We start from the raw sequence: 25,245 nt of genomic DNA, 5'->3' as shown, positions 1-25,245 counted from the left end.
TGTTCATCAGGCGCTTGCTGGTTGCTTGTTTATCTTGGTCGAAAACATCCTACCCAGGAAGCGCTCTTCTCTTACTCCCTCAACGGCTCAACGACGAACCCACACCCACGAAAACAACACAAGCGCCTTTTATGTTCGATCTGTTCCCATAGCACCCACTTTGGTTCGGAATCCAACCACCGCTCCAAATCAGCGTCATCACGCTTCTTCAGCCAGCGAGACCTATCTTCATATCCTTGCGGACTGCCCATGCATCGATCCTCCATTGCCGCGAGCATCTTCGACATACGCAGGCTCTCTTTGCGTCCCAGACCCCACACATCCTCGTCGGTAAATCCATCAGTCCGCAACTGCTGCATGCGACGCAACTCCGCACGGATATTGCGATATCGCCTCATCATGGGATCAGCAACGATTCCAACCGCATCGGTCGCTTTCCACACCGCTTTTCCAATTGGTCTCGGAACAGTTCGCAACATCTTCGTCAGCTCGCTATTCCCGTTACTGTGCTTATTGTTCATAGGCGGCTCCTCTCTGAACTTGTACATACAACAGTCATTAAGGATACTCTCCAACGACACAGCGGCGACAAGACAACAAGCATCCCGGCACCGCAACATCGCGGACATGAAACGGGGTTAGCATCGGGCGCGATATCCAAACATCGCCTGGTACCACGGCACAGCACGACAACGCAGCAGGCGCGGCATTGCAAGCGCGGCCAAGGCCGGACACAGACCAACAACACAACGGAGGAATCGCACCATGAAGATGCTCACCGTAGGACCGAAGGACATCTACCAGTTCGCCACGGTCAGGGAATTCGCCGAAGCGTTCAAGCTTGGCCCCACGGACCTGGTGGTCAGCATCGGCATGATCCATGACGCTTTCCTGAAGCCGTATCTCAACGGCGCGAACGTGCTGCTGGTGGACAAGTACGGCAATCAGGAGCCGACCGACGTGATGATCGACGCCATCATCCAGGACGCCGGACAGTTCGATTACGACCGTATCGTTGCCATCGGCGGCGGCGCGGTGATGGACATGTCGAAGATCGTGGCAGTGGCCGGCGGCGCCAGCATCGATGACGTCATCGACCACCTGCCGGACTTCAAGCGCAACGTCGGGCTGGTGCTGGTGCCCACCACCTGCGGCACCGGCAGCGAAGTCACCGAGATCGCGGCCATCAACCGCACGCGCCTCGGCTGCAAGGCGGGCATCGCCGGCCCGGAGATGTTCGCCGACCACGCGGTGCTCATCCCCGAACTGCTGTACGGTCTGCCCGATCACGTGTTCATGACCAGCTCGCTGGATGCGCTCGTGCATTCGGTCGAATCCACACTCTCCCCCAACTCCACCCCGTACACACGCCTGTTCGGCTATGAGGCCATGAAGATGATCGTCAACGGATACAAGGCGATCGTCGCCGCGGGCCCGGCCGGCAGCAGCGAACGCCGCGCCAAGCGCAACGAACTGATGAACGACTTCCTCATCGCCTCCGATTACGCGGGCATCAGCTTCGATACGGGCGGTTGCGCCGCCGTGCACGCGCTGAGCTACCAGTTGGGCGGCAAGTATCATGTGCCGCACGGTGAATCGAACTATGCGATGTTCACCGGTGTGCTGCGCAATTACATGGAGATCAAGTCCGACGGCGAGATCGCCAAGCTCAACGCCGTGCTCGCCGACCTGCTCGATTGCGATGTGGCCGACGTGTACGACGAGCTGGAGGCGCTCATCAACCAGCTGCTGCCGAAGAAGGCGCTGCACGAGTACGGCGTGACGCGCGAGGATCTGCCGGAGTTCACGGAGCGTGTGATGACCACGCAGGCGCGACTGATGCGCAACAATTTCGTGCCGCTCGACGCCGCCCGCGTGCGCAAGATCTTCGAGGAGCTGTACTGATCGGGAATCCCGCTACACGTTAGATAGGTCTTCCTCCTGAATCTTTTTGGGAGGAGGACCTTTTGATTGAGTTTCATTCAAGCAAAAACGGTGTGAACCTGGTGGACTACCCCTCAGTCGGCTTCGCCGACAGCTCGTCCTGCAATTAGGGACGAACTTCATTCGCAGTCCACTGGCTCGACTGTCGTCTCGCACATCGCCTACAAACAGCTCTGCTGTTTGCATCACGGCGATGTCCTGACAAGGGGAGCCAAGAATAAGGAACATGTCAATCTTGGTTTAACAAAGCCTTTGTTTTATGCGGCGACGTCAGTACAGGCGCATGCCCTGAGGAACAGGGACGAAGCCGGCTTGATGGAGGATGCGGGCGAAGGGATGGCGGGCGTTCAGGGGTTCGCCGTTCACGTCGGAGAAGGTGACCGAGCCGGTGCTGTCACGTTTCAATGCATAGGCCAGTTCGGTAGCAGCCTTGCGCAGAGACCCGTCCATGTCGTCGGAACCGGTCTCAGGCTCCATAACGCCTGCGATGGGCGGGCGCACGTCAGTCGTGCGCGGCGACGCGGTCAGTTTCCTTCCGGTTTCGCCCGCATTCTCGACGGGCCCGTTCACGTTCGATTCAGCCTGATGCGGGGAATGGCTGAACACGGTCAGATGCTTGGATTTGACGGCCGCGTACATCATCGGGCCTTGAGCATCCAACACCACCAAGGCCCCGGCACGTCTGACCGGTTTGGTGGCACCGCCCGGAACCGATGGCCAGTCAATCGCCGAACCGAAGAGATTCGCCGGGTCGAGCACGCTCAATGCCACGGCCGATCGGCCGTGATGCTCCAACGGATGACGCAGGGCGTCCACGGTCTCACGCTCGGCGAACTGGGCTGCGCCAAATCCACGCACGAACATGCCACGGACCAGCCTGCCGTGTTCCTCCATGCGCTTGAGTACGGGATACAACGCCGAATAACCTCCCGGCACGCTCTCCCGGTCAATTAGCGGCTGGGCGACGATGCCGTAACGGTCCAGCAATACCTCGACCAGAGCCAGGGCACGTTCGGTTTGCGCTTCCGCTTGTGCTTGTGCGCGTACCGATTGCACGGTTGCCGGTGATTCCGCCCCGGCAACGTCACGTTTCGTATCAGCGCCGTCACGCTCGATGCCATGCGATTCGTTGCCGGCATACGTATCGGTACCGTCCACACCATCAACGTCGTAGACGGCGTCGCCGGCATCCGCAGCCACCAGTGACCACAGACCGGACAACGCCGCATCCGTGGTTGCGCGACGAATCGGCGCTACTCGTCCGCGTCTGCGGGAGACCGTAGTTTTCCGGCGGCTCCCCTGCCCCGTCATCGCCAACGAACGAACGGGCGCGAAACCGGAGTTGGTGACCTTGCCTTGCCAGACCAGGCTCCAGAGGGCGTCCTTGAACTGCCGCTCGCTCCACTCCTGCGGGATGATCTCGCCCGTGTCCGGGTTGATGTCCGGCTCGGCGGTCTCGTTCCAGATGCGTTTAGCCGCATCCATGAGCTGACGTGCATGGAATGCGCCGCCGGATTGCAGGGCCGTGAGAATCGCCTCGGGCATGGTGGTGGAAGGCATCGGGGATGCCGGGCCGTTGACCGAATCATCCGCCCCGGCGATCAACACCGAATCGACAGGATGGAATGACACTTCCCCGGCCTCCAACGCACCGGTGGCCCCGGTTTTGGACCCGACCCATATCACGTCGCCCGAGGTGAGCAGTTCATCCAGCAATGCAGGCTGGTAGTCGCGCACGCGGGCCGGGAATACGGCCGATTCCCAGAGTGCGGCCGGCAATGCCACGCCTTCCAGCTGTTCGATGACGCGCATGAGACCGTCCCCGCCCTCATATCGTTCGCCGCCTACCGGCCCCACGCCCTGCCGATCGAGCAGGAACATCTGGTAGGCATTCGGTTCCACCGGTTTGACGGCCTTGCGGGCCTTGGCCAGCGAGCGCGAGCGGATACGCCGGAACACATCTTTGTGCAGCCACTGTTCGGCGGACTGTTCGGCGGGCAGCCCACCGGACCTCCCATCAGCGGATTCGGCGGCATCGATGAAATGGCCGTGGAGCAGTTCGCCTTGTGCGGCAAGCGTATCCAGAGTGTGCACGGCGTCCGTGACGTTGATGCCAAGGTCCGCGATGAGCCGTTCGGCGGTGAAGGGACCATGGGTTTTGGCGTATCGGGTCACACGGCCGGTCACGTCGTCGGAGGCGAGTTCGTTCCAGAAGGTGCGCTCCCCCAGTTCCCGTTCGACGTCACGGATGACGTCGGGATCCAGCACCTGGGCCATGTCCGTAGTGCCGAGCAATCGTTCGAGCACCTGCGGGTCGAGTGAAAGCAGTTGCGCGCTGCGTTCGGCCTGCGGCTGGTCGTACTGATACATGACCGCGCCTACGAATCCGAAGAGGATGTTCTCGGCGAACGGCGAAGGCGATTCGGTCTCCACGTCCCTGACCGCGATGGTTCCGGCTTCCAGGCCGGTCATCACCTCGTTCAGGGCAGGCATGTCATAGACGTCCTGGAGACATTCGCGCGCGGTTTCCAGCAGCAACGGGAAGTTCCTGGCCGTGCGGGCGGACTGCAACAGTTGCGCGGCACGAAGTCGCTGCTGCCAGAGAGGTACGCGGCGGCCGGGGTCGGAGCGCGGCATGAACAGGGATCGTGCGGCGCATTCGCGGAATCGGGCGGCGAACAGTACGGATTCGCCGACTTGCCGTTCCACGTCCGCCCTGAGGTCCTCGGGGTCGAAGAGGAACAGGTCGGCGGCGGGGATATGTCCTTCGCCGTCCGGCAGCTGGATCACGATGCCGTCGTCAGCGGCGTAGGCCTGGCCGTCGAAACCGTATCGGGTATTGAGTCGGCGACTGATGGCCATGGCCCACGGCTCGTGCACGCGACGGCCGAAGGGACTCAGGAGCACGATGCGCCAGCCGCCGTCCTCGTCTCGCGTGCGTTCCACCACGAGGGTGCGGTCATCCGGCACCACGCCGGTGGCGGCTTGCTGTTCGGAGAGAAGGTGGGCGAGATTGGCGATGGCGTTGTCGTCAAGGCCATCGTGACGGAGGCGATGTTCGATCGTTGCGGTGAAGCCAGTAAACCTCCCCTCAGTCGTCATTCGTCGAATATCGACAGGCTGCGCCTGCACATTCCTGGCTCGACTATCGTCTCGTCCTCGCCTACTATCAGTCCACTGGACCGATGGCTTCACGGCTCGATCCTCCCGCGGGGAGTCAGATGAAGAAGGAGTGGACGACTCCACGGTTCGATCCTCCAGAGGGAAAACAAAAGAGGAACGAGCCAATGAGTGCACAGTTTCCGAGGAGCCGGAGACGGGAACAAGGCCCGCGGTGGTCTCTCTCAGGAAACGGCCTATGGTGCGGCTGAAACCGTAGTCGCGGCCGGCGCCTTCGCCATGCCAGAAGGGCAGTCGCGCGGTACGGCCGGGGGCCGGGGTCACCACCACGCGGTCGCGGGTGATCTCCTGGATCTGCCAGGTGGAGGTGCCGAGCGTGATCACATCCCCCACGCGCGACTCGTAGACCATCTCCTCGTCCAGTTCGCCCACGCGCCGCTGCCCTTTACCGGCGTCGGCTTCGGGGAGCACCACGGTGTACAGCCCGCGGTCGGGAATCGTACCTCCCGAGGTCACCGCGATCTTCTGCGCACCGGGACGCGCGGAAATGACGCCCTCCTGACGATCCCACATGAGCCGCGGCCGGAACGCAGAGAAGTCCTCGGTGTTGTACGCGCCGGACATCATGCCGATCACCGCGTCGAACATGTCGCGTGGCAGTGCGGCGAATGGCGCTGAACGGCGGACGGTGGCATACCATTCGTCCGCGTCGAGGTTGTGCATGGACGCGGCCGCCACGGTCTGCTGGGCCAGGATGTCCAATGGGTTGCGCGGGATGGCGAGCGGTTCGATATCCCCGGCGATCATCGATTCCAGGCTTGCCGCGCCGGTGACGATCTGCATTCGGGTCAATGGGTAGAACAGGGCGTGCGAGACGCCGCCCACCTGATGGTCGGCACGTCCCACGCGCTGCAATCCGGAGGACACGGACAACGGCGTATCCACTTGGATCACCAGATCGACCGACCCCATATCGATGCCGAGTTCAAGGCTGGATGTGGCTACCACGCAGCGCAGTTCGCCACGTTTGAGCCGTTCCTCGATCATCTTGCGACGATCCTTGGAGACCGAACCGTGATGTGCCATGGCGATGACGTCGTCGCCCGTATGGGAGCCGACCAGCATGGTGGTGGATCCCACCACGGCGTCGTAATGCGCGGCGAATCCCTCTCTCCCTTCGGGAGAGGCAATGCCCCACGCATCGCCGACGGAATCTTTCGCACCGTTGCCCACCATCCGCTCCCCCGCGTCCCCATGCACGCTTTCGGCGTACATGTCGTTCAATCGTGCGGTGAGTTTCTCGGCCACACCGCGTGAATTCACGAATACCAGCGTGGTGTGGTGGGCCAGGATCTCGTCCAGTATGCTGCGCTCCACCACGGGCCAGATGGAGCCCGACGTACGGTCGCCGCGCGCGCCGACAATCGCGGAGGAACCGCCATCATCGATGCCCCCATGTGCAGGCACACCGGCGGAATCCGGAGACGAATCCCCCAGGAAACCGGCCTTGACGGTCATGCCTGCATCAGATCGATCGCCGGAGGGCACGATGCCCTTGCGCTCGGCGAGCCGTTGCATGGCCGGGGTGACGCCGCTGATATGCGGCAGGGCACGCGATTCGGCGTCCGTTCCGCCGGCACGCTGTTTGGCGTTGACGGATTGCAGGTCCCGCATGTTCTCCAGTGGTTCGATCATGCGCAGGTCCATCGCCGGGCGTCCTCCCGGATTGACGATGGTGACGGGCCGGCCTCCGCCCAGAAAGCGGGCGGCTTCCTCGGGCGGATTCACCGTGGCGGACAGGCCGATGCGCTGCAGATGGAAGGCGGCGGTATCCCCCGCTTCCTCCCGGTCCACAGAGGCCTTCCGATGGGCTTCGGCGATCAGCTCCTCCAGACGTTCGAGGCTCAGCGCCAGATGCGCGCCACGCTTCGTGCCTGCAACGGCGTGGATTTCGTCCACGATGACCGTGTCCACGGTGGAGAGGATCCGCCCGGCCTTCGAGGTGAGCAGCAGGTACAGCGATTCGGGCGTGGTGACGAGGATGTCCGGCGGATGCGAGGCGATGCGCCGCCGCTCCTGCGCGGTGGTGTCCCCCGACCGGGTGGCGATGGTGATGTTCGGGGCCGCCAGCCCTCTCGCCCCACATTCCGCGGCGATACCCGCCAATGGCCGTTCGAGGTTCTTGGCCACGTCCACGGCCAGGGCCTTCAACGGCGAGATGTACAGCACCCTTACGCCCTTGCGGCTATGCTCCGGCTGCGGTGCGGTCATCAGACGGTCGATGGCGGAGAGGAACGCCGCGAGCGTCTTGCCGGAGCCGGTCGGCGCGATGACGAGCACGTTGCCGCCGGAGCGGATTGCCGGCCAAGCCTGCGTCTGCGCTTCGGTGGGCCCACCGAAGGCGTGCTCGAACCACGTGCGGGTGGGTTCGGCGAACAGACGCAAGCTTTCGTACATATGTTCGATTATAGCGAAACGTGCGAACAAAAGGAAAGGCTCTGTTAAACCAAGATTGACATGAATTCCGCCGGACTACCCCTCAGTCGGCTTCGCCGACAGCTCGTCCTTGCAATCAACGACGAACTCCGTTCGCAGCCTACCGGCTCGGCTGCCGCCTCACACATCGCCTACAAACGGCTCTGCCGTTTGCTTCACGGCAATGTCCTGACAAGGGGAGCCAAGAATAAGGGACATGTCAATCTTGGTTTAACAGAGCCAAAAGAAAAGGCCCGGCTCGCGAATGCAAGCCAAGGCCTTGGAATCGATAAACGAAGCCGGCGAATCAGAACGACTCAGCTGAAGTAGGCGATGACCTCATCGGCGGTGCCGTACGCGGACTGCGCGCCGAGCTTGGTGGCGGCATACGCGGAAACGTAGGAGCCGATCTGCGCGGACTGCAACAGCGTGTAGCCGGCGGCGAGACTGGCGAGCACGGTGCCCATGAACGAGTCGCCGCAGCCGGTGGTGTCCACGGCGTCCACCTGCACGGCGGAGACGCGGTGCCAGCGGCCGTCCTCGATCACGATGGATCCGGAGGCGCCGAGCGTCACGATGGCGCGGCCGAAACCGTAGTCGGCGAATCGGGAGACGATCTCGTACCAGTCGAATTCGTCGACGTTCTCGTCCGGCAGGCCGAGCAGTTGGGCCACCTCATGCTGGTTGACGAGCAGGATATCCGTGGCCTCGACCAGTTCGTGCGGCAGTTCGTCCATGAACGGCGAATCGTTGAGCAGCACGGTCACGCCGGCGTCGTGCGCGGTCTGCGCGGCGGCGATGACGGTCGAGATCGGGCTTTCGAGGCACAGGCCCAGCACCGAGCATTCGGCGATGGTGGTGCGGTGGGACTGCACGTAGCCCGCGGAGGCCTTGGCGTTGGAGCCGGGCGAGTAGACGATGGTGTTCTCACCTTCGGCGCTGACGGTGATGAGCGTGGTGCCGCTGGGGCCTTCCACATGCAGGATGTCCGCCGTGTCCACGCCGGCCTCGTCCAGCTTGCTCAGCAGGAAGTCCGCGTTCGCGTCATCGCCCACCGCGCCCAGCAGCTGGACGTTCGCGCCGAGCCTTGCGGCGGCGGAAGCCTGGTTGGCGCCCTTGCCGCCGGGCAGCACCTTCAGTGCGCCGCCGTTGACGGTTTCGCCCGGACCGGGCAGTCGTTTGGTGGTCACGGTGTAGTCGGCATTCATCGATCCGACCACGATCACGGAACCGGTTGCCTTCTTCAGTGCTTCCAATCGATCGCGCACCGGTTCGGGCATCTGTTCATGCTCTTCACTGTTCTCCATGGTTGCCCAGCATAGTCGGCGGATGGGCCAAAGGCCGAATCCACTTGGAATTGCAAGGCTTTCGACCGGTCCGCGAAATCGGTCGAAAGCCTGTTGAAAGCCGGCCGGAAACGCACGCGGGGAATCAGCCGCGCAGCTTGCGCAGCCGCTCGTGCATGACCGTCATGAGCACCAGGAACAGCAGCAGGTACCACGGGTAGAGCGCGATGGTGACGTACTGCGCGATGAGGCCGAACACGGGCGGCATGACGAGCGAACCCATGTAGGCGCAGGCCATCTGCACGCCCACGATGGCCTGCGAGTTCTCCTCGCCGAAGTATGTGGGCGTGGAGTGGATGACGCACGGGTAGATCGGCGCGCAGCCGAGTCCCACCACCACCAGACCGACCACGATGCCGAGGTGGTGCGGCAGCGGGATGAGCATGGTGACGATGCCGGCGAGCACCAGCACCTGGCCGAGTCGGATCATCGCCGGATCGGCGAGTTTCATGGTCAGGAATCCGGAGAGCGCGCGTCCCACGGTGATGCCCACGTAGAACAGGCTGGCCCAGCTGGCGGCGGTGATCTTGTCCACGCCGCCGTGGAGCACCATGTAGCTCGAGGCCCACAGACCTGCGGTGGTTTCGATGGCGCAGTAGCAGAAGAACATGATGAGGATCTCCTTGGCGCCGCGGATGGCGAGCACGCCAGCCACGCCCAGGGGCTTGCGCTCGGCTCCGGCGGCACCCCCCACACCGGCCCCCTTCGTCTCATCGGTCGTGACCTCCGCAGCCGTGCGTTTGCGGGACTTCCACAGCGGCAGGCTCAGCACCAGGACCACGGTCAGAATCACCTGCAGGATGGCGATGTACCGGTAGCCCCACGGCCAGCCCTGACCGCCCGAGAGCGCGAAGCCCATGATGTAGGGGCCGATGGAGGCGCCGACGCCCCACATGCAGTGCAGCCAGCTCATGTGGCGGCTTTCGTAGTGCACGGCCACGTAGTTGTTGAGCGCCGCATCCACGCCGCCCGCGCCGAGGCCGTAGGGCACGGCGATGAGGATCAGCACCCAGTAGTTCGGGGCCACGGAGAATCCGGCCAGCGCCATGGCGGTCAGCGCCACCGAAACGGCCGTGACGCGGCCCGCGCCGAACCGCAGGGTCATGCGGTCGGACAGCAAGGCCGAAACGATGGTGAACATGGAGATCACCGCGGAGATGCCGCCCGCCCAGGAGACCGGCACGGACAGGTCCTGGCTCATGGTGGGCCATGCCGCGCCGAGCAAGGCGTCAGGCAATCCCAAACTGATGAACGCCACGTAGATCACGGCAAGCAGCAGACTGGCCATGGTTCGATTCCTCCGATTCCGACGGTGATGCAGACAATCGCAAACGACGTTGTGATAACGATGTCACCAGATTACCAAACGGTCATTAGCAACACGCGGACGAACGTACACATCCCCTTTTCGCGAGCGCATACCCCCGTGCCGATCCGGCCCGTTTCACGACGGCCCTAAGCGCACGTCAGGTGCGATCACTCCGGGAACCAGGGCAATCCCGATCGCAAGGCTAGACTGGATGTATGAGCACCCCACAGCAGCCGCAATATTCCCCATATGATCCAGGGCGGCCTGCGCGGCCCCGGCAACGGTACCAGGCCCGGCCGGGCACGCCGTACGGCACTCCCCCGGGCTATGGCCCGCAACTGCCGCCGATGCAGGGGATGCCGCCGAACCGACCACGCAGGAGGATGCCCACATGGCTGGTCATCACGATCGCGCTGCTGGTGGCTGTCGCGCTCAACATCGCCATCATCTTCGGCATCGCCAAAGGCGTGGCGCAGCTCATCCGTTCGGCCGGCGAATACGGTTCCACCACTGACGGCTACACCGTGCACAGCGCCACGCCGCCGCCGGAACCAGCGGCCCGCCCCGATTCCGTAAGCGCCGCGTTCGACAAGTACTACACGCAGCAGTACGTGTGGAAATCCTGCGATCAGGGCGACGGCTGCGCCACGTTCCAGGCGCCGTCCGACTGGTCCGATCCGGATTCGAAGCCCATCGAACTGCATGCCGCCATCCGTTTCGCCGAGGACTACGCGACCGGCACACTGTTCGTCAATCCGGGCGGCCCCGGCGCCTCGGGCGCGGACTGGCTGAACGACTTCGTCGAATACACGGCCACCGACGATCTGCGCGAACATTACGACATCATCGGCTTCGACCCGCGCGGCGTGGCCGACTCCACCCCCATCACCTGCGGCACCGATACGACGTTGCTGGACGATTACTTCCTTGCCGACCCGATCACCGCGGACAACATCGACCAGAGCCGCACGCTCGCGCAACGGTTCGCCGACGCCTGCCGCACGTCGAGCGGCGACATCATCGATCATGTGGACACGCAGTCGGTGGCCCGCGATCTCGACATGCTGCGCGCCCTGGCGGGCCGGTCCAAACTCGACTACCTCGGGTTCTCATACGGCACGTACATCGGCTCCACCTATGCGGCCCTGTTCCCCAAGCAGACGGGCCGGCTCGTGCTCGACGGCGCCATCAACCCCACCGAGGACTCGGCCACCTCCACCATCGAGCAGGCCGTGGGATTCGAGAAGGCGCTCGCCTCCTACCTCACCGACTGCATCGGGAACGACGATTCCTGTCCGTTCAAGGGCATGGATACGGACCAGGCGACCAAGGAGATCCAATCGTGGCTCGCGAAGGCGGATACGAGCCCCTGGCCCACATCGGACGGGAAGAAGGTGAACGGCATCACGATGATGTACGGCGTCATCATGCCGCTCTACTCCGAGGACAATTGGACGTACCTGACCCAGGCGTTCAAGGAGCTCAAGGACACCGGCAAGGCGGATACCCTGCTGTTCCTCGCGGACACGTATCTGGGACGGTCGGAGAGCGGCAAGTACACCGACAATTCGATGGAGGCCAATCTGGCCGTCAACTGCCTGGACGACCCGCCCACGTCGGATATGGCCGAGCAGGCGCGGATCGCCAAAGAGCTGGACGAGAAGGCGCCCACGTTCGGCCGGTTCATGACATACGGGAACATCGGGTGCGAGGCCCTGAAGCAGGACCGTTCGGGAATCGAGAAGCTCGACTACTCCGCTCCCGGCGCCTCCCCGATCCTCGTGGTGGGCACCACGGGCGACCCCGCGACGCCATACCAGTCGGCGGTGAATCTGGCGAAACTGCTTCAATCCGGCGTGCTGCTGACCTATAAGGGAGAAGGGCACACCGCGTACACGTACACGAACTCCTGCGTGGCCGAGACCGTGGATGATTTCCTCACCGACGGCAAGGTACCGAACGGCGACGTGACGTGCGGGTAACAAATGGCTCTGTTAAACCAAGATTGACATGAATCCATGTCCGACTACCCCTCAGTCGGCTTCGCCGACAGCTCCCCTGACAAGGGGAGCCGAGAATATAAGAGCCAATGTCAATCTTGGTTAACAGAGCCTAACAAATCGGGCCGCGCTCATGCACGGCCCGATTCCTTCGCACTGCGGATATCACGTATCGATCTTGGAGCGGTCGAAGTCGTCCGCGTTGTCCACGATGAACTGCTTGCGCGGCGGCACGTCATCGCCCATGAGCAGGCTGAAGATCTCGGAGGCCTGGGCGGCGTCCTCCATGCGGATGCGGCGCAGCATGCGCGTGCGCGGATCCATGGTGGTGTCCGCCAGCTGGTCGGCGTCCATCTCGCCCAGACCCTTGTACCGCTGGATGTCATCCGCGTAGCCGATGTGCCTGCGGTCGAGGTCCGCAAGCTTGGTGGCCAGTTCGTCGTCCGAATACGTGTACAGGTATTCGCCCTTGTGCGAGCCGGTCAGCGCGATGCGGTGCAGCGGCGGCACGGCCGCGTACACGTACCCGTGCTCGATGAGCGGGCGCATGTACCGGTAGAACAGCGTGAGCAGCAGGATGCGGATGTGCGCGCCGTCCACATCGGCATCGGTCATCATGATGATCTTGTGGTAGCGCGACTGTTCGATGTCGAAGCTCTGACCGGAACCGGCGCCCACCACCTGGATGATGGCCGCGCATTCCTTGTTGGAGAGCATCTGCGTGATGGAGGCCTTCTGCACGTTGAGGATCTTGCCTCGGATCGGCAGCAGCGCCTGGAAGCCGGCGTTGCGCGCGGCCTTGGCGGTGCCGAGTGCGGAGTCGCCCTCCACGATGAACAATTCGGCGATGTCGTCGTTGCCGGGCTGGCAATCGGACAGCTTGGCCGGCATCGAGGCGGATTCGAGCGCGTTCTTGCGGCGCGTGACCTCCTTGGCCTTGCGCGACTGGATGCGGGCGTGCATCTCGCCAACGATCTTCTCCAGCACGCGGCCGGACTGCTCCTTGTAGCCGCGCTTGGAGCCGGTGATCATCTCGCCGAACTGCTTGTCCGTGAGCCTGGTGACGATCGGCTTGACCTGCGCGGTGCCGAGCACGTCCTTGGTCTGCCCCTGGAACTGCGGTTCGGCCACGCGGGCGGTCACCACGGCCACGAGACCGGCCTGGATGTCGTCGCGCTCGACCCTCATGGCGTTGTCCTTGAGGTTCACCTTGAGCTTGCGCGCGTTGTCCTCCACGGCCTTGCGGATCTGCTTGGTGATGGCGTTCATGAAGCCGTCCACGTGCGTGCCGCCGCCGGGCGTCTCCACGATGTTCACAAAGCTGCGGATGGTGGTGTCGTAGCCGTTGACCCATCGCAGGGCGATGTCGATGCCGCAGGTGCGCTCGATCTCCTGGGCGTGCAGTTCGCCGCCCTCACCCACGGCCTGGGTCTCCTCCTTGTAGGTGCCCTCGCCCTGGATGCGCCAGATGTCCGAGATGGGTTCGCCCTTGGACAGGAAGTCGACGAAGTCCTTGACGCCGCCGGTGTGGCGGAATTCCACGACGCGCGGGTGCGCCGGCTGTTCGCCGAACGCGCCGTCCGCGACCTCACCGGCCGGGCCGAAGGAGAAGTCCTCGTCGCCGTTTGCGGCGATGCCGTTCTCGGCGGCGTCGTTTTCGATGGTATCGGTTTCGATATCGCCGGTTGCATCATCGGTTTCGGCAACGCCGCCGAACGCGGCCGCCACGGCATCCGTACCGTCGTCCACAGTAGCGGGTGCCGTCGTACCGGTAGCGCCCGCAGACTCGACCGCAGCCGTCTCCGGCACGTTCTCGTCCACGATGGTGATCTTCAGCCCCGGCACCAGGAAGCTGGTCTGGCGCACGCGGTCCACGAGCTGCTCGTAGGAGAATTCGGCGGTCTTGTTGAAGATCTCGGGATCGGCCCAGTAGCGGATGCGCGTGCCGGTGGTCTTCGGGGAGACCTTGCCGATGATCTCCAGTTCGGTGGGCCGGTTCTTGCGGGTGCGCTTGAACGGCGAATCCGGCGACGGGTTGGCCGGGTCGGCGTCCGTGTAGACGCCGGGATGACCCTGATGGAAGGCCATGTGGTGGGTCTTGCCGTCACGGTCCACCTCGACGTCGAGTCGCGAGCTCAGGGCGTTGACCACCGAGGAGCCCACGCCGTGCAGGCCGCCGACCGCGTTGTATGACGAGTTGCCGAACTTGGCGCCGGCGTGCAGCTTGGTGAGCACCACCTCCACGCCGGACAGGCCGGTCTTCGGCTCCTTGTCCACCGGGATGCCACGGCCGTTGTCCGCCACTTCCACCGAGCCGTCGGTGTGCAGGGTAACGGTGATGTCCGTGCAGAAGCCCGCCAGAGCCTCATCGACCGAGTTGTCGATGATCTCCCACAGGCAGTGCATGAGGCCCTGCGAGTCGGTGGTGCCGATGTACATGCCAGGACGCTTGCGTACCGCGTCGAGGCCTTCGAGGACGGCAAGATCCTTCGCGCCGTATTCTTCTGTGGCCATAGGTCCTTTTGTTTCTGAGTTCTATATGGCTGTGGCTTCCCGCCGAAGGGGAAGCCACAGCTCACGGTCACTGATCCAGGAAGTCGCGCAGCGTCTGCGAACGGGACGGGTGGCGCAGCTTGGACATGGTCTTGGATTCGATCTGACGGATGCGCTCACGGGTCACGCCGTACACGCGGCCGATGTCGTCCAGGGTCTTGGGCTGGCCGTCCTCAAGGCCGTAACGCATCTTGATGACGCCGGCCTCACGCGGCGACAGGGTCTCCAGCACCTGCTTGAACTGCTCCTGCAGCAGGGAGAAGGCGACCGCGTCGGACGGGGCGATGGCGTCGGTGTCCTCGATGAGGTCGCCGAACTCGGAATCGCCGTCCTCGCCGAGCGGGGTGTGCAGGGAGATCGGCTCGCGGCCGTACTTCTGCACTTCCTGCACCTTCTCGACCGGCATGTCGAGCTCGCGCGCCAGCTCGTCCGGCGTGGGTTCGCGGCCGAGATCCTGCAACATCTGGCGCTGGACGCGGGAAAGCTTGTTGATGACCTCCACCATGTGCACGGGCACGCGGATGGTGCGGGCCTGGTCGGCCATGGCTCGGGTGATGGCCTGGCGGATCCACCAGGTGGCGTAGGTGGAGAACTTGAAGCCCTTCTTCCAGTCGAACTTCTCGACGGCACGGATGAGGCCCAGGTTGCCTTCCTGAATCAGATCGAGGAACAGCATGCCACGGCCGGTGTAGCGCTTGGCGAGGGAGACCACGAGTCGCAGGTTGGCCTCCAGCAGGTGGTCCTTGGCCTTCTTACCGTCGGCGGCGGCCCACTTGAGCTCGCGCTTGCGCTTGAATTCCATGCCCTCGGACTGGGTGTCCAGCAGGTGCTGGGCGTACAGACCGGCCTCGATGCGTTCGGAGAGGTCCACCTCCTGCTCGGCGTTCAGCAGGCTCACGCGGCCGATCTGCTTCAGGTAGTCCTTGACCGGGTCGGCCGTGGCACCGGCGGCGATCACACGGCGCTTCGGGTTGCCCGCGGGGATGATGTTCTCGTCATCGTCGTCCGTGTCGGAGACCACGTAGGCGCCCTTTTCCTTGGGTGCCTCGGGGGCCTTGGGCTGGGACTCCTCTTCGTCCTCGTCTTCCTCGTCCTCAAGATCCTCGTCCGCGTCGTCGCCGTCCTCATCGAGGTCGTCGTCATCGGCGTCGACGTCGTCCAGATCCTCGTCCAGATCGTCCACGTCAAGGTCGGCGTCATCCACGTCGGCGTCGGCGTCAAGCTCGTCGTCGGCCTGGGTGTCCTCGTCCTTGATGATGTCCTCGTCCTTCGCCTTCTTGGCGGTGGACTTGCGCGTGGTCTTCTTGGCCGGGCCGTTGGCGGCCTCGGTCTTGGTGGACTTCCTCCTGGTGGAGGGCTTGCGCGCGGCGGTCTTGGAGCTGGCCTTCTTTCCGGTATCTTCGCTGGATTCGGTTGCCTGCTTGGTTGCCGTCGTTTCCTTCGTGGCCAAAACTTGCTCCTCCTGATCTCTCGCCGTGAAGCGCATATACCACATGGGCACACTTCTGGCAAGGGCAAATCGTCAACTATGTGAGTAAACCACCTTCCACGGACGATTATTCCCGCCGACACGTTTCACGACGTGTTATCCCCACCGCACGCACACGCCCGTCACAGGCCGTTCGGAACGTTCCTAACGGCCTGCGGCAAGGGTTCGCGCCTTGCACCACGCGGGCGCGATGCCCCGGTCGGATGCGGAGAAGATCATCGCCGCGAGCGAACAATCCTCATCCAAGAGCAGGCACTGCAGCGCGAACACCGCCGCCTTGGGGTCCCCGAGCCACCACAGCACGTACGACACCACGGCCAGCGGCTGGATGCAGTACGGCACGGGCGAGGCCACGGCCATCTCGAGCAGGATGTCCACCCCTATGCGGCATCGGTCCTCGTCCGGCACCAGCCCCTCGTCCTCGAACGCCCAGGTCAGCAGGCGGCCCATCGCCTTCTTGGTGCGCGCCCGGTGCGGTCTGGCGGCGAATTCCATGAGCTGGCTCTTGGGACAATGCCGCTCATCCACCACGAGCGAAAGGATGAGCGCGTCCCGGATCGCCAGCGTCTCGTGCATGCCTGCCGCAAAGGCCATCAGCGTGGCGCGATCCGGGCACCGGTCGCCGTCGAGCCCGTCGAGCCATTCGTCCAGCGGGCCGGACACCCAATCGGTGTTGGCCTCCTGGATGCCGCGCGTCCTACGGTCTTCACGGAAGCGGAGGGCGAGTTCCTCCAGTTCGTCGTAGTCGAACGGCGGTATGCCGTCGCCTTCGTCGTGCTCCAGGACGAATCCCGCGCCGCATGGTTCGTGATACCGCCCGTCGTATTCGTCGTCGTATCGTTCCTCCCGTATCGCCGCCGCAGGGCATTCGCAGGCGCGCGGATCGTGCGGATCGTGTGTCTCGGGCGGGTGCGTCCGTCGTCGTGTTCGTGCTGCATGTGTGGGCATGATGGTTCGTCCTCCTTGACTATGGCGGCCTTCGGCGGCCGCGATGTGCGATGGATGGTTACGCGGATGCGGCCGGTCGCCGATGATTCGTTCGCGATTCGCCGGTGAAACGCGCATCCGCCCGCCCGGATGGGCGTGACCTCCACTATGCGGGAGGAGAGGCGCGGTACCCGTGAAAAACTGGGCATGTGGTTCCAGCTCCCGCTCCCCCGGTTTTCGGCGGTTCTTGTGTTCTCCATACCCTGTGGATAAGTTAGAGGCATGTGGACAACCGATCATGACCTTGCCATCATCGAACCGCGCATCGCCGAACTGGTGCGCGAACTGACGGACGCGCCCGCCACCGGCGAAGTGGCCGGCGCATTGCGACCGGTGATGGGGCAGGTCATCGATCAGGCCGTGTCCTCCAGCGAGGGAGGCAAACGACTGCGCGCGCTGCTTACGCTCGCCGCGTTCGACGCGCTGCGCACCGACTTCCCCGGTTCATCCGTCTCCGGAACCGACGACGACGCACGCCGTTCGATGGTGGACCTCGCCTGCGCCATCGAGGTGTTTCAGACGGCCGCGCTGGTGCATGACGACATCATCGACGAGTCCGACCTGCGCCGCGGCAAGCCCTCAGCCCACCGTGCGCTCGAACAGGCCGTGCACAGCGGGGTCATCGGCCGCGGTCTCGGTCTGATGCTCGGCGACATCCTGGCCACCGCGTGCATCGAGATCGCGCGCCGCGCCTCGCGGGGCCTTGCCAACACGGATGCCATCGACGAGGCCTTCCTCACCATGCAGCGCGAGGTCGAGATCGGGCAGGTGCTGGATTTGGGCGTCGAGATGACGCCGCTGGACGATCCGGACGCCCTTGCGGACGCCTCGCTGAACGTGTTCCGTTGGAAGACCGCCAGCTACACCACCATCGCGCCGCTGCTGTTCGCCTTCCTCGCCGCGGGGTACGGGCCGGACGAGGCGCGCGGTCATGCGCTGGCCATCGGCCGTCCGCTTGGCGTGGCCTTCCAGCTGGCGGACGATCTGCTGGACGTCATCGGTTCCAGCCGCAATACCGGTAAGCCGGTGGGCGGCGACATCCGCGAGGGCAAGCGCACGGTGCTGTTGGCGGATGCGTTGGGCGCCGCCAGGACGGACGAGCGCGGCGAACTCATCGCCATGTTCTCGGCCGATCGTCGAGACGAGACGCAGGTGGCCCGTGCCATCGAATTGTTCGGTTCCACCGGCGCCATCGACCGTTCGCGCGAACGCATCCATGCACTTTGGCTCGCCTCGCGCGAGGCCATCGCCGAGCTGGGTCTCGACGAACGCGAGCGCCGGCTGGCCGAGGCCTGCGCCAGGTTCATCCCCGAACAGCTGCGCTGACACCATCCCGCCGCACGGCGAAGTCGCCCGGGCACGCCCGGTCCCCCCTCGCCCGAATCCGCGTGAATTCTTTGCAACCGCAATCGTCCCGCGTAGCCCTGCCCATGTAGACTGAACGGTGTTCAGCAGTGACCGAAGGAACCGTGCAGCACAATATGAGTGAGAACGAGCCCGTACAGATGATCGAGGGACGCTACCGCATCGTGCGCAACATCGCCGAGGGCGGTATGGCGACCGTCTACGAAGCCGTCGATGAGCGTCTGGGGCGCACCGTGGCGATCAAGGTCATGCATATGCAGCTCGCCAAGGGCCCCCACCGAGACCAGTTCGTGGAGCGGTTCCGCCGTGAGGCCAATTCGGCCGCCGCCATCGCCAACCCGCATGTGGTGCAGGTGTACGACACCGGCGAATACAACGGTCTTGATTTCCTGGTCATGGAATACGTGCATGGCGTGAACCTGCGCCATGAGATGAACACGCAGGGCACCTTCTCCGTGCGCGAGACGCTGCGCGTGGTGGCCGAGACGCTGGATGGCCTGGCCGCGGCGCATCGCATCGGCGTGGTGCATCGGGACATCAAGCCGGAGAACATCCTGCTCAACGACCGCGGTCATGTGCAGATCACCGATTTCGGCCTGGCCAAGGCCGCCAGCCAGGCCACGCTGAGCTCCACCGGCATGCTGCTCGGCACGGCCGCCTATCTGGCGCCGGAGATGATCGAGAAGAACCAGGCCACCGCGCAGGGCGACCTGTATTCCGTGGGCATCATGGCATGGGAGATGCTCGCCGGCAAGGTGCCGTTCGATTCCGACAATCCCGTGACCCTCGTCTTCAAGCACGTCCATGAGGATGTGCCGTCCATCGCCACCATGTGCCCCGGCATCGACCCCGCCGTGGCTGCATTCATCTCCCACCTGACCGCCCGCGCGGTGGATGCGCGTCCGTCCGACGGCATGGCCGCCGCGGAGGAGCTGCGCAGGATGGCGGCCCAGCTGCCGTTGGAGGCGTGGCAGTATCGCCTGCACGCCGAGCCGGCGGACGGCAACCACACCGATCCCACCGCCCCGGCTTTGGTGGGTACCGTGGCCGAGCCGGCCGTTCCCGGCACACGACCGTCCGCCGCCGGTAGCGGTGTCACTTCCGCCGGCGCATCCGCGACCTCGGCAACGCCGACCACCGCGATGCCGGTCGATGCAGGTTCCGGCACGGCCACCGTGCCGATGTCGTCGCCCGACGTGCCGCAACCGGCCATTCCCGCGCCCCCGGCGCCGCCCGTGGCGCGCACCACGGCCATCGATCCGAGCATGACGCAGGCCATGCCGCAACCGGGCGGCGAGACCCAGGTGCTCTCCCCCATCGACGATCAGTTCACACAGGCCATCGCCATGCTGGACGACGTGCAGGATACGGACGGCGCCGCCCAGCATACGGACGGCACGACGCCCGCCAGGAAACCGTGGTGGAAGCGTCCGCCGTTCATCGTCACCATCGTGGTGCTGGTGGTGCTCTCCCTCATCGGCTCCACTGCGGGCTGGTGGTGGTTCGCCGGTCCCGGCAGCTATTGGAGCGTGCCCCAGGCCGAGGACGTGACCTGCGCGGCGGACGAGTCGCAATGCTCGCTCACCGGCGCCGACTGGTCCACGTACGAAAGCACGCTGAAGGCGCTCGGCATCCCCTATGAGACCAAGAAGCAGTACAGCGACGACGTGGCCGAAGGCAAGATCATCGCCACGTCCGTGAACGGTTCCGATGCGTTCGTCAACAGCCGCATCAGCAAACGGCAGAATCAGAAGCTCACGGTCACGATCTCCCGCGGCGTGAGGATGGCCACCATCCCGACCGACATCACGGACGCGAACTCGGACAACGGTAAGAGCCCGCTCACCGCGTTGAAGAAGGCCGGGTTCACCAACATCAAGCATGATTCGTCCAAGGACGAGTATTCGCTGGACAAGCCCGAGGGCACGCTGCTGACCATTTCCCCCGACCCCGGCACCACGACCAAGCACAATGCCGAAGTGACCGTGACCCTGAGCAAGGGCCCGATGCCGGTGAGCATGCCGGACATCGTCGGCAAGACCAAGGACGAGATGCAGGCGGCGTTCGACGAGCTGAAACTCACCGCCAACATCACCGAACAGTATGACGACAAGGTGGCCGCGGGCGATGTGATCTCCGCTTCACAGGAGGCCGGCGCGCAACTCAAGTGGGGCGACAGCGTGGATGTGGTGATTTCCAAGGGTCCGGAGACCACGGTGCTGCCGAACGTGGTGGGCATGAAGTACGATGCGGCCGCCGCCCAGCTGGAGAAGCTCGGCTTCACGGTGAAGAAGTCCGCGCCGCTGGGCGACATCACCCACGAGGTGCGCGTCCAGAGCCCCAAGGCCGGCGAGACCGTGCGCATCCGCGACGAGAACGGCACCCCGACCGTCATCACCCTGACCGTGGTGTGAATCGGAGCAAACAGCAAATACAAAAAGTGGCTCCCCTCGCTGAGGGGAGCTGTCGAACGCAGTGAGACTGAGGGGAGTACCGCTACAACCGGGGCTCCCCTCAGTCAGCTTCGCTGACAGCTCCCCTCAAAGAGGGGAGCCACTTGCCTTCGTATGCCTTACTCGGCCTTGGCCGCGGTTTCCGCTTCCTCCGCGGCCTTGGCGGCCTTGAGCTGTTCCTTGACCTTCTGGGCGTATTCATCCACGTATTCCTGGCCGCTCATGGCCTGGATCGCGGCGGACACGCGGTCGGTCAGCGAGCGCAGATCCTCATGCGTGATTTCGTCGGCGGCTTTCTTCTGCACCTCGATGGGCTTGCCGTACATCACCTGCGTGCGGCCCTTCTTCGGGATGGACGTACCGATGGGCTGCAGCTTGTCCGTGCCGATGATGGCGGTGGGGATGATCGGGCACCCGGTTTCCAGCGCCAGACGCGCCACGCCGGTGTGTCCCTTGTACATACGGCCATCGGGGCTGCGCGTGCCTTCGATGTGGATGCCGAACAGGTGGCCGTCCTCGATGATCTCACGTGCGTGCTCGAGCGCGCCGAGGGACTTGGAGCCGCCGGAGCGATCCACCGGGAACACGCCCACGGACGTGAACCACCACTTCTTGAACTTGCCCTTCAGGCCCTTGCCTTCGAAGTACTCGGCCTTGCCCATGAAGTGCACCATGCGCGGGCAGGTGATCGGGATGAGCGCGTCGTCGATCACGGCCAGATGGTTGGCGGCGATGATGCCGCCGCCCGTACGCGGCACGTTGTTGAGACCGGTGGCGGTGGGGCCGAGACGGTGACGGGCGATGGGACCGAAGACCTTGACGAAGAACCAGTACAGCACTTGGCGTTTCCCTCCCTGCGCGGTTTGGGGCGACAGATTACAGTGGTATGTATGACTGACCTCAACAATACCAATGCGGCAGACGAGCCGACAGTCCCCACGCCGGATGATGGAGCGAAGAACGCCGATTCGACGGGCTCCCCCGACGGCAAGTCCTCCGGCAAGCCTTCGTCCGACCAGACGTCCTCCCCCGCCGACCTGGGCAATCTTGATGCGGCATGGGCGGCGTTCCAGGCCGAGCATGAGGCCGACCTCAATGATGTGGCCTCCTCGCGTCAGGCCAGGAAGTTCGAGAAGCAGGCGCAGCGCCGTGAGAAGGAGGCGCTGCTGTCCGTCAACGACCTGGACCTGGGCACGTTCACCGATGACGCCCGGCCGTTGGGCGGCGGGTTGCGCGACCGGTTGCGCAGCGGCAAGCGCACGTCCCGCAACCATCATGAGATTCCCAATGATCCGAAGGACGCCGGCAGCACGTGGGGCGACGGCGACGCCGGTCGTTCGGGTCCGCGTGATTTCACCGGCCGCAGCTGGCTGGATACCGACGATGTGATGGACGAGCAGGACGATGGCGGCTTCACTCCCCCGAACCCGGAAATCGGTCCGGTGCATGCCTCGACGGTGCTGTTGCTGGCGTTGCTCGTCATCGGCGTGGCGGGCACGGTGGTGATGGTGCTGGTTCCCTCGCTCTATGGCATTCCCGTGATCAGCGCGCTGCTCAACATCGCGTTCGGCATCTGCACGGTGCTCGGTCTGGGAGGGCTCATCGTCAAGGTGCTTAATCGAAAGAACCGCCCCGGGGACAAGGGCGGCTATTTCGACGACGGCGCACGGGTGTAAATACCTTGGTTCGTCCTGCAATTACGGACGAACTTCGTTCGCGTTGTATTCGGCCCGACTGTCGTCTCGCACATTGCCTACAAACAGCAGAGCTGTTTGTAGGCAATGTCCCACGAGGAAGCCCCTAGAAACTCACGAATTGAAATCGATGGATTCCTGGAGTTCGGCGATCATGGCTTTGGCGGCGTCCAGCGGCTTGCGCTTGCCGAAGACCACATCCTGCTGGTAGCGCACGATGGTCTTGTCCAGTTCCGAGGCGCCGTTGGGTGTGACGGCCGGGGCCTTGCCCACGGTGGATCGTATCTCGTCCACGAAATCCAGTGCCTTGCGGTCCGTGCCCGTGGCCTGTCCGGCGAGCATGGTGCGGATGTCGTTGTTGGCCGGAATGCCGCGTTCGGTGCCGAGGATGGTACCGGCGTTCTTGTCGTTGATGAGGTAGTCGACCAGCATGGCCGCCTCGGCCGGATGCTGTGATCCCGAGGAGATCGCCCAGTACATGCCGGGCTTGAAGTACATGGTCTTGGCACCCGGTTCGGTCTGAGGCATCGGCACCAGGGACATGTTGTCCGTGCCGGCGGCCTGCGCGTACGGGGTGATCATGGTGGCCTGCGTGATCATCATGGCCTGGGTCCCCTTGCCGAAGTCGCTGTCGTTCAATGCCGCGGCGGTGTTCTCGCTCCATCGTTCGGCGCTGCCTTCGATGCCGTTCTTCGCCCACCGCGCCGGCAGGTTCAGGAACGATGCGAGGTTCTCCGGCTTGATGGCGATGGCGTTGCCCTTGAACAGGGCGTCGCCGTGCTGACGTGCCCACAGTTGCAGGCCGTATCCGTTGTTCGGGGCGATGGAGCCGATGTATTTGCCGCCCGAACGTTCGGTGACCTGTTCGGCGACCCGTTCGAAATCGTCCCACGTCCATCGGCTGGTGTCCGGCAGGGTGATGCCAAGCTCGTCCAGGATGTCGTTGTTGACGATGACGCCGTACTGTGCGGTGGTGGCCGGGGCTGCCACCTGCTTGCCTTCCACCTTGCCCATCGCGCGCGTGGCGGCGTCCATGCCGCTTAGGTCGAGATATTTCGAAGCCTTGTCCAGGTCAAGCAAGGAGCCCATGGAACCGTAGAACGCCAGATAGAGTTCGTCCATCTGCATCACGTCGGGTGCGTTGCCGCCGGCTGATTGCACGGCGAGCTTGTCCCAGTAGCCGGTCCAGTCGGAGTATTCGGTCTCCACATGGATGTTCGGATGCTCCTTCTCGAAGCCCTTGACCGCTTCCTCCGTGGCCTTGATGCGGGCGTCTCCGCCCCACCAGTTGAGCCGGATGGTCACGTCGCCGTCCGATGGCACCACCGGCACGTCGGAGGCTCCGACCGAGCTACCGCATGCGGCGGTGACGCTCAGGGTCACGGCCGCCATCAGTGCGGCCATGTACTTCTTCCACATACGCTTCATTGTCAACTCCTCCTCTATACGGAGGCAGGGAACATGGATGCGTGCGGCATCAAGGCGCGTCGACGAAGGCGTACGAAGGTACGTCGAAGAGACGGCAACGCAGATGACGCTCCATCCATGTTTTCTGCCATCACTTGCCTCCGGTCGTGGCGATGCCCTGAACCAGATACTTCTGTCCGAACGTGAACACCAGGAACAGCGGAATCAGGGAGACCACGCTCATGGCGAACATCGGGCCGTAGCTGGACTGGGACTGCGCGTCGATGAAGGTGCGCAGGGCGATCGGCACGGTGTACATGTCCGGCTTGGTCAGATAGAGCAGCTGGCTGAAGAAGTCGTTCCATGTCCAGATGAAGGTGAACACCGCGCAGGTGCCGATGGCCGGCTTCATCAGGGGCAGCAGGATCTGGAAGAAGATGCGGATATGTCCGGCGCCGTCCAGTTTGGCCGCCTCATCCAGGTCATGCGGCAGGCCGCGCAGGAACTGGTAGAACAGGAAGGTGAAGAACCCGTCCATGGCGAGGAACTTCGGCAGGATCAGCGGTACGAACGTGTTGATGAGATGCAGCGAGTTCCACATGATGTACTGCGGTATCACGATCACGTGAATCGGCACCATGAGCATGAGCAGCATGAAGCCGAACAGCACGCCGCGGAACCTGAAGTTGAGCCGTGCGAAGGCGTAGGCGGCCATCGAGCAGGTCAGGATGTTGCCGATGATGGCGAACACCACGATGATCAGCGAGTTGAGGATGTACCGGCCGAACGGGTAGCTCAGCGCGTTCCAGCCGGCCACGTAGTTCTGCCAGACCGGATGGGTGACCACGAGTCCCATGTTGGTGAAGATCTCGCTTTGCGGACGCAGGGAGCTCGCGATCATCCACAGGATCGGGTAGAGCATGACGATGGCGAGCAGCAGCACCACGATCTGCTTGATGACGGAACCCACCGTGCGGGCGATCGCGCGGCTGCGGTTGCCGTTCATGCCGGCACCGGATCCCAGATCGACCGCGGATCGCGGACCGGACTGTGTCCTTGTCCGCTTCGCGCCGGAGCGGAGCCGTGCGCGACGTTTCATAACC

Annotated in this window: 15 protein-coding genes; 5 read left to right on the top strand and 10 right to left on the bottom strand. The window is 64.0% G+C overall.

The features are described from left to right. Nucleotides 1-71: 71 nt before the first annotated feature. Nucleotides 72-521, bottom strand: a complete 450-nt coding sequence (locus KIH81_RS04090; RefSeq protein WP_214304177.1) for a hypothetical protein — start codon at nucleotides 519-521, stop codon at nucleotides 72-74. A gap of 244 nt (nucleotides 522-765) precedes the next feature. On the opposite strand from KIH81_RS04090, the gene KIH81_RS04085 reads away from it, so the two are divergent. After that, the gene (locus KIH81_RS04085; protein ID WP_214304176.1) at nucleotides 766-1,905 is read left to right on the top strand and encodes a 4-hydroxybutyrate dehydrogenase; all 1,140 of its coding nucleotides are present in this window, start codon (nucleotides 766-768) and stop codon (nucleotides 1,903-1,905) included. Between the two features lie 309 nt (nucleotides 1,906-2,214). Here KIH81_RS04085 and KIH81_RS12335 read toward each other — a convergent pair whose 3' ends face one another. From KIH81_RS12335 to KIH81_RS04060, 3 genes are all read right to left on the bottom strand, one after another. Continuing rightward, entirely contained in the window at nucleotides 2,215-7,521 is a 5,307-nt protein-coding gene (locus KIH81_RS12335; protein WP_236029243.1) for a DEAD/DEAH box helicase, read from the bottom strand. A 335-nt stretch (nucleotides 7,522-7,856) separates the two neighbouring features. Then, the gene (locus KIH81_RS04065; protein WP_214304199.1) at nucleotides 7,857-8,819 is read right to left on the bottom strand and encodes a ribokinase; all 963 of its coding nucleotides are present in this window, start codon (nucleotides 8,817-8,819) and stop codon (nucleotides 7,857-7,859) included. Nucleotides 8,820-8,970: 151 nt separating this feature from the next. Beyond that, on the bottom strand, nucleotides 8,971-10,173 hold the full coding sequence (locus KIH81_RS04060; RefSeq protein WP_214304175.1) for an MFS transporter: 1,203 nt from the start codon (nucleotides 10,171-10,173) through the stop codon (nucleotides 8,971-8,973). Between the two features lie 377 nt (nucleotides 10,174-10,550). Here KIH81_RS04060 and KIH81_RS04055 point away from each other — a divergent pair, with 377 nt between their 5' ends. Then, nucleotides 10,551-12,176 carry an alpha/beta hydrolase gene (locus KIH81_RS04055; RefSeq protein WP_214304174.1) on the top strand — a complete coding sequence of 542 codons (1,626 nt, stop codon included), beginning with the start codon at nucleotides 10,551-10,553 and terminating at the stop codon, nucleotides 12,174-12,176. 183 nt (nucleotides 12,177-12,359) lie between these two features. Here KIH81_RS04055 and KIH81_RS04050 read toward each other — a convergent pair whose 3' ends face one another. The 3 genes from KIH81_RS04050 to KIH81_RS04040 all read right to left on the bottom strand — a co-directional run bounded on the left by KIH81_RS04050 (nucleotide 12,360) and on the right by KIH81_RS04040 (nucleotide 17,184). Further along, entirely contained in the window at nucleotides 12,360-14,708 is a 2,349-nt protein-coding gene (locus KIH81_RS04050; protein ID WP_214304173.1) for a DNA gyrase/topoisomerase IV subunit B, read from the bottom strand. A 67-nt stretch (nucleotides 14,709-14,775) separates the two neighbouring features. Then, a complete protein-coding gene (locus KIH81_RS04045) occupies nucleotides 14,776-16,197 on the bottom strand; it encodes an RNA polymerase sigma factor (protein WP_214304172.1) in 1,422 nt (473 codons plus the stop codon). 183 nt (nucleotides 16,198-16,380) lie between these two features. Then, nucleotides 16,381-17,184 carry a DUF4192 domain-containing protein gene (locus KIH81_RS04040; RefSeq protein ID WP_236029240.1) on the bottom strand — a complete coding sequence of 268 codons (804 nt, stop codon included), beginning with the start codon at nucleotides 17,182-17,184 and terminating at the stop codon, nucleotides 16,381-16,383. Nucleotides 17,185-17,445: 261 nt separating this feature from the next. Here KIH81_RS04040 and KIH81_RS04035 point away from each other — a divergent pair, with 261 nt between their 5' ends. Both KIH81_RS04035 and KIH81_RS04030 read left to right on the top strand, forming a co-directional pair. After that, a complete protein-coding gene (locus tag KIH81_RS04035; protein WP_214304171.1) occupies nucleotides 17,446-18,549 on the top strand; it encodes a polyprenyl synthetase family protein in 1,104 nt (367 codons plus the stop codon). A gap of 155 nt (nucleotides 18,550-18,704) precedes the next feature. Next, nucleotides 18,705-21,002, top strand: a complete 2,298-nt coding sequence (locus tag KIH81_RS04030; protein WP_214304170.1) for a protein kinase domain-containing protein — start codon at nucleotides 18,705-18,707, stop codon at nucleotides 21,000-21,002. A 158-nt stretch (nucleotides 21,003-21,160) separates the two neighbouring features. Here the strand turns inward: KIH81_RS04030 and KIH81_RS04025 are convergent, their stop codons facing one another. Further along, on the bottom strand, nucleotides 21,161-21,880 hold the full coding sequence (locus KIH81_RS04025) for a lysophospholipid acyltransferase family protein (protein ID WP_214304169.1): 720 nt from the start codon (nucleotides 21,878-21,880) through the stop codon (nucleotides 21,161-21,163). 51 nt (nucleotides 21,881-21,931) lie between these two features. Here KIH81_RS04025 and KIH81_RS04020 point away from each other — a divergent pair, with 51 nt between their 5' ends. Next, on the top strand, nucleotides 21,932-22,717 hold the full coding sequence (locus tag KIH81_RS04020) for a hypothetical protein (RefSeq protein WP_214304168.1): 786 nt from the start codon (nucleotides 21,932-21,934) through the stop codon (nucleotides 22,715-22,717). Nucleotides 22,718-22,849: 132 nt separating this feature from the next. On the opposite strand, the gene KIH81_RS04015 is transcribed toward KIH81_RS04020, so the two are convergent. Continuing rightward, on the bottom strand, nucleotides 22,850-24,163 hold the full coding sequence (locus KIH81_RS04015) for an ABC transporter substrate-binding protein (protein ID WP_214304167.1): 1,314 nt from the start codon (nucleotides 24,161-24,163) through the stop codon (nucleotides 22,850-22,852). A 130-nt stretch (nucleotides 24,164-24,293) separates the two neighbouring features. Continuing rightward, nucleotides 24,294-25,241, bottom strand: coding sequence for a carbohydrate ABC transporter permease (locus KIH81_RS04010; RefSeq protein WP_236029236.1), 948 nt, complete (start codon nucleotides 25,239-25,241; stop codon nucleotides 24,294-24,296). Between the last annotated feature and the right edge of the window lie 4 nt (nucleotides 25,242-25,245).

Origin of the sequence: Bifidobacterium miconisargentati, assembly GCF_019331675.1 — a bacterium.
GTDB lineage: Bacteria > Actinomycetota > Actinomycetes > Actinomycetales > Bifidobacteriaceae > Bifidobacterium > Bifidobacterium miconisargentati.
The sequence above is the reverse complement of the archived record's forward strand: the minus strand, read 5'-3'. Positions and strand labels throughout refer to the sequence as shown.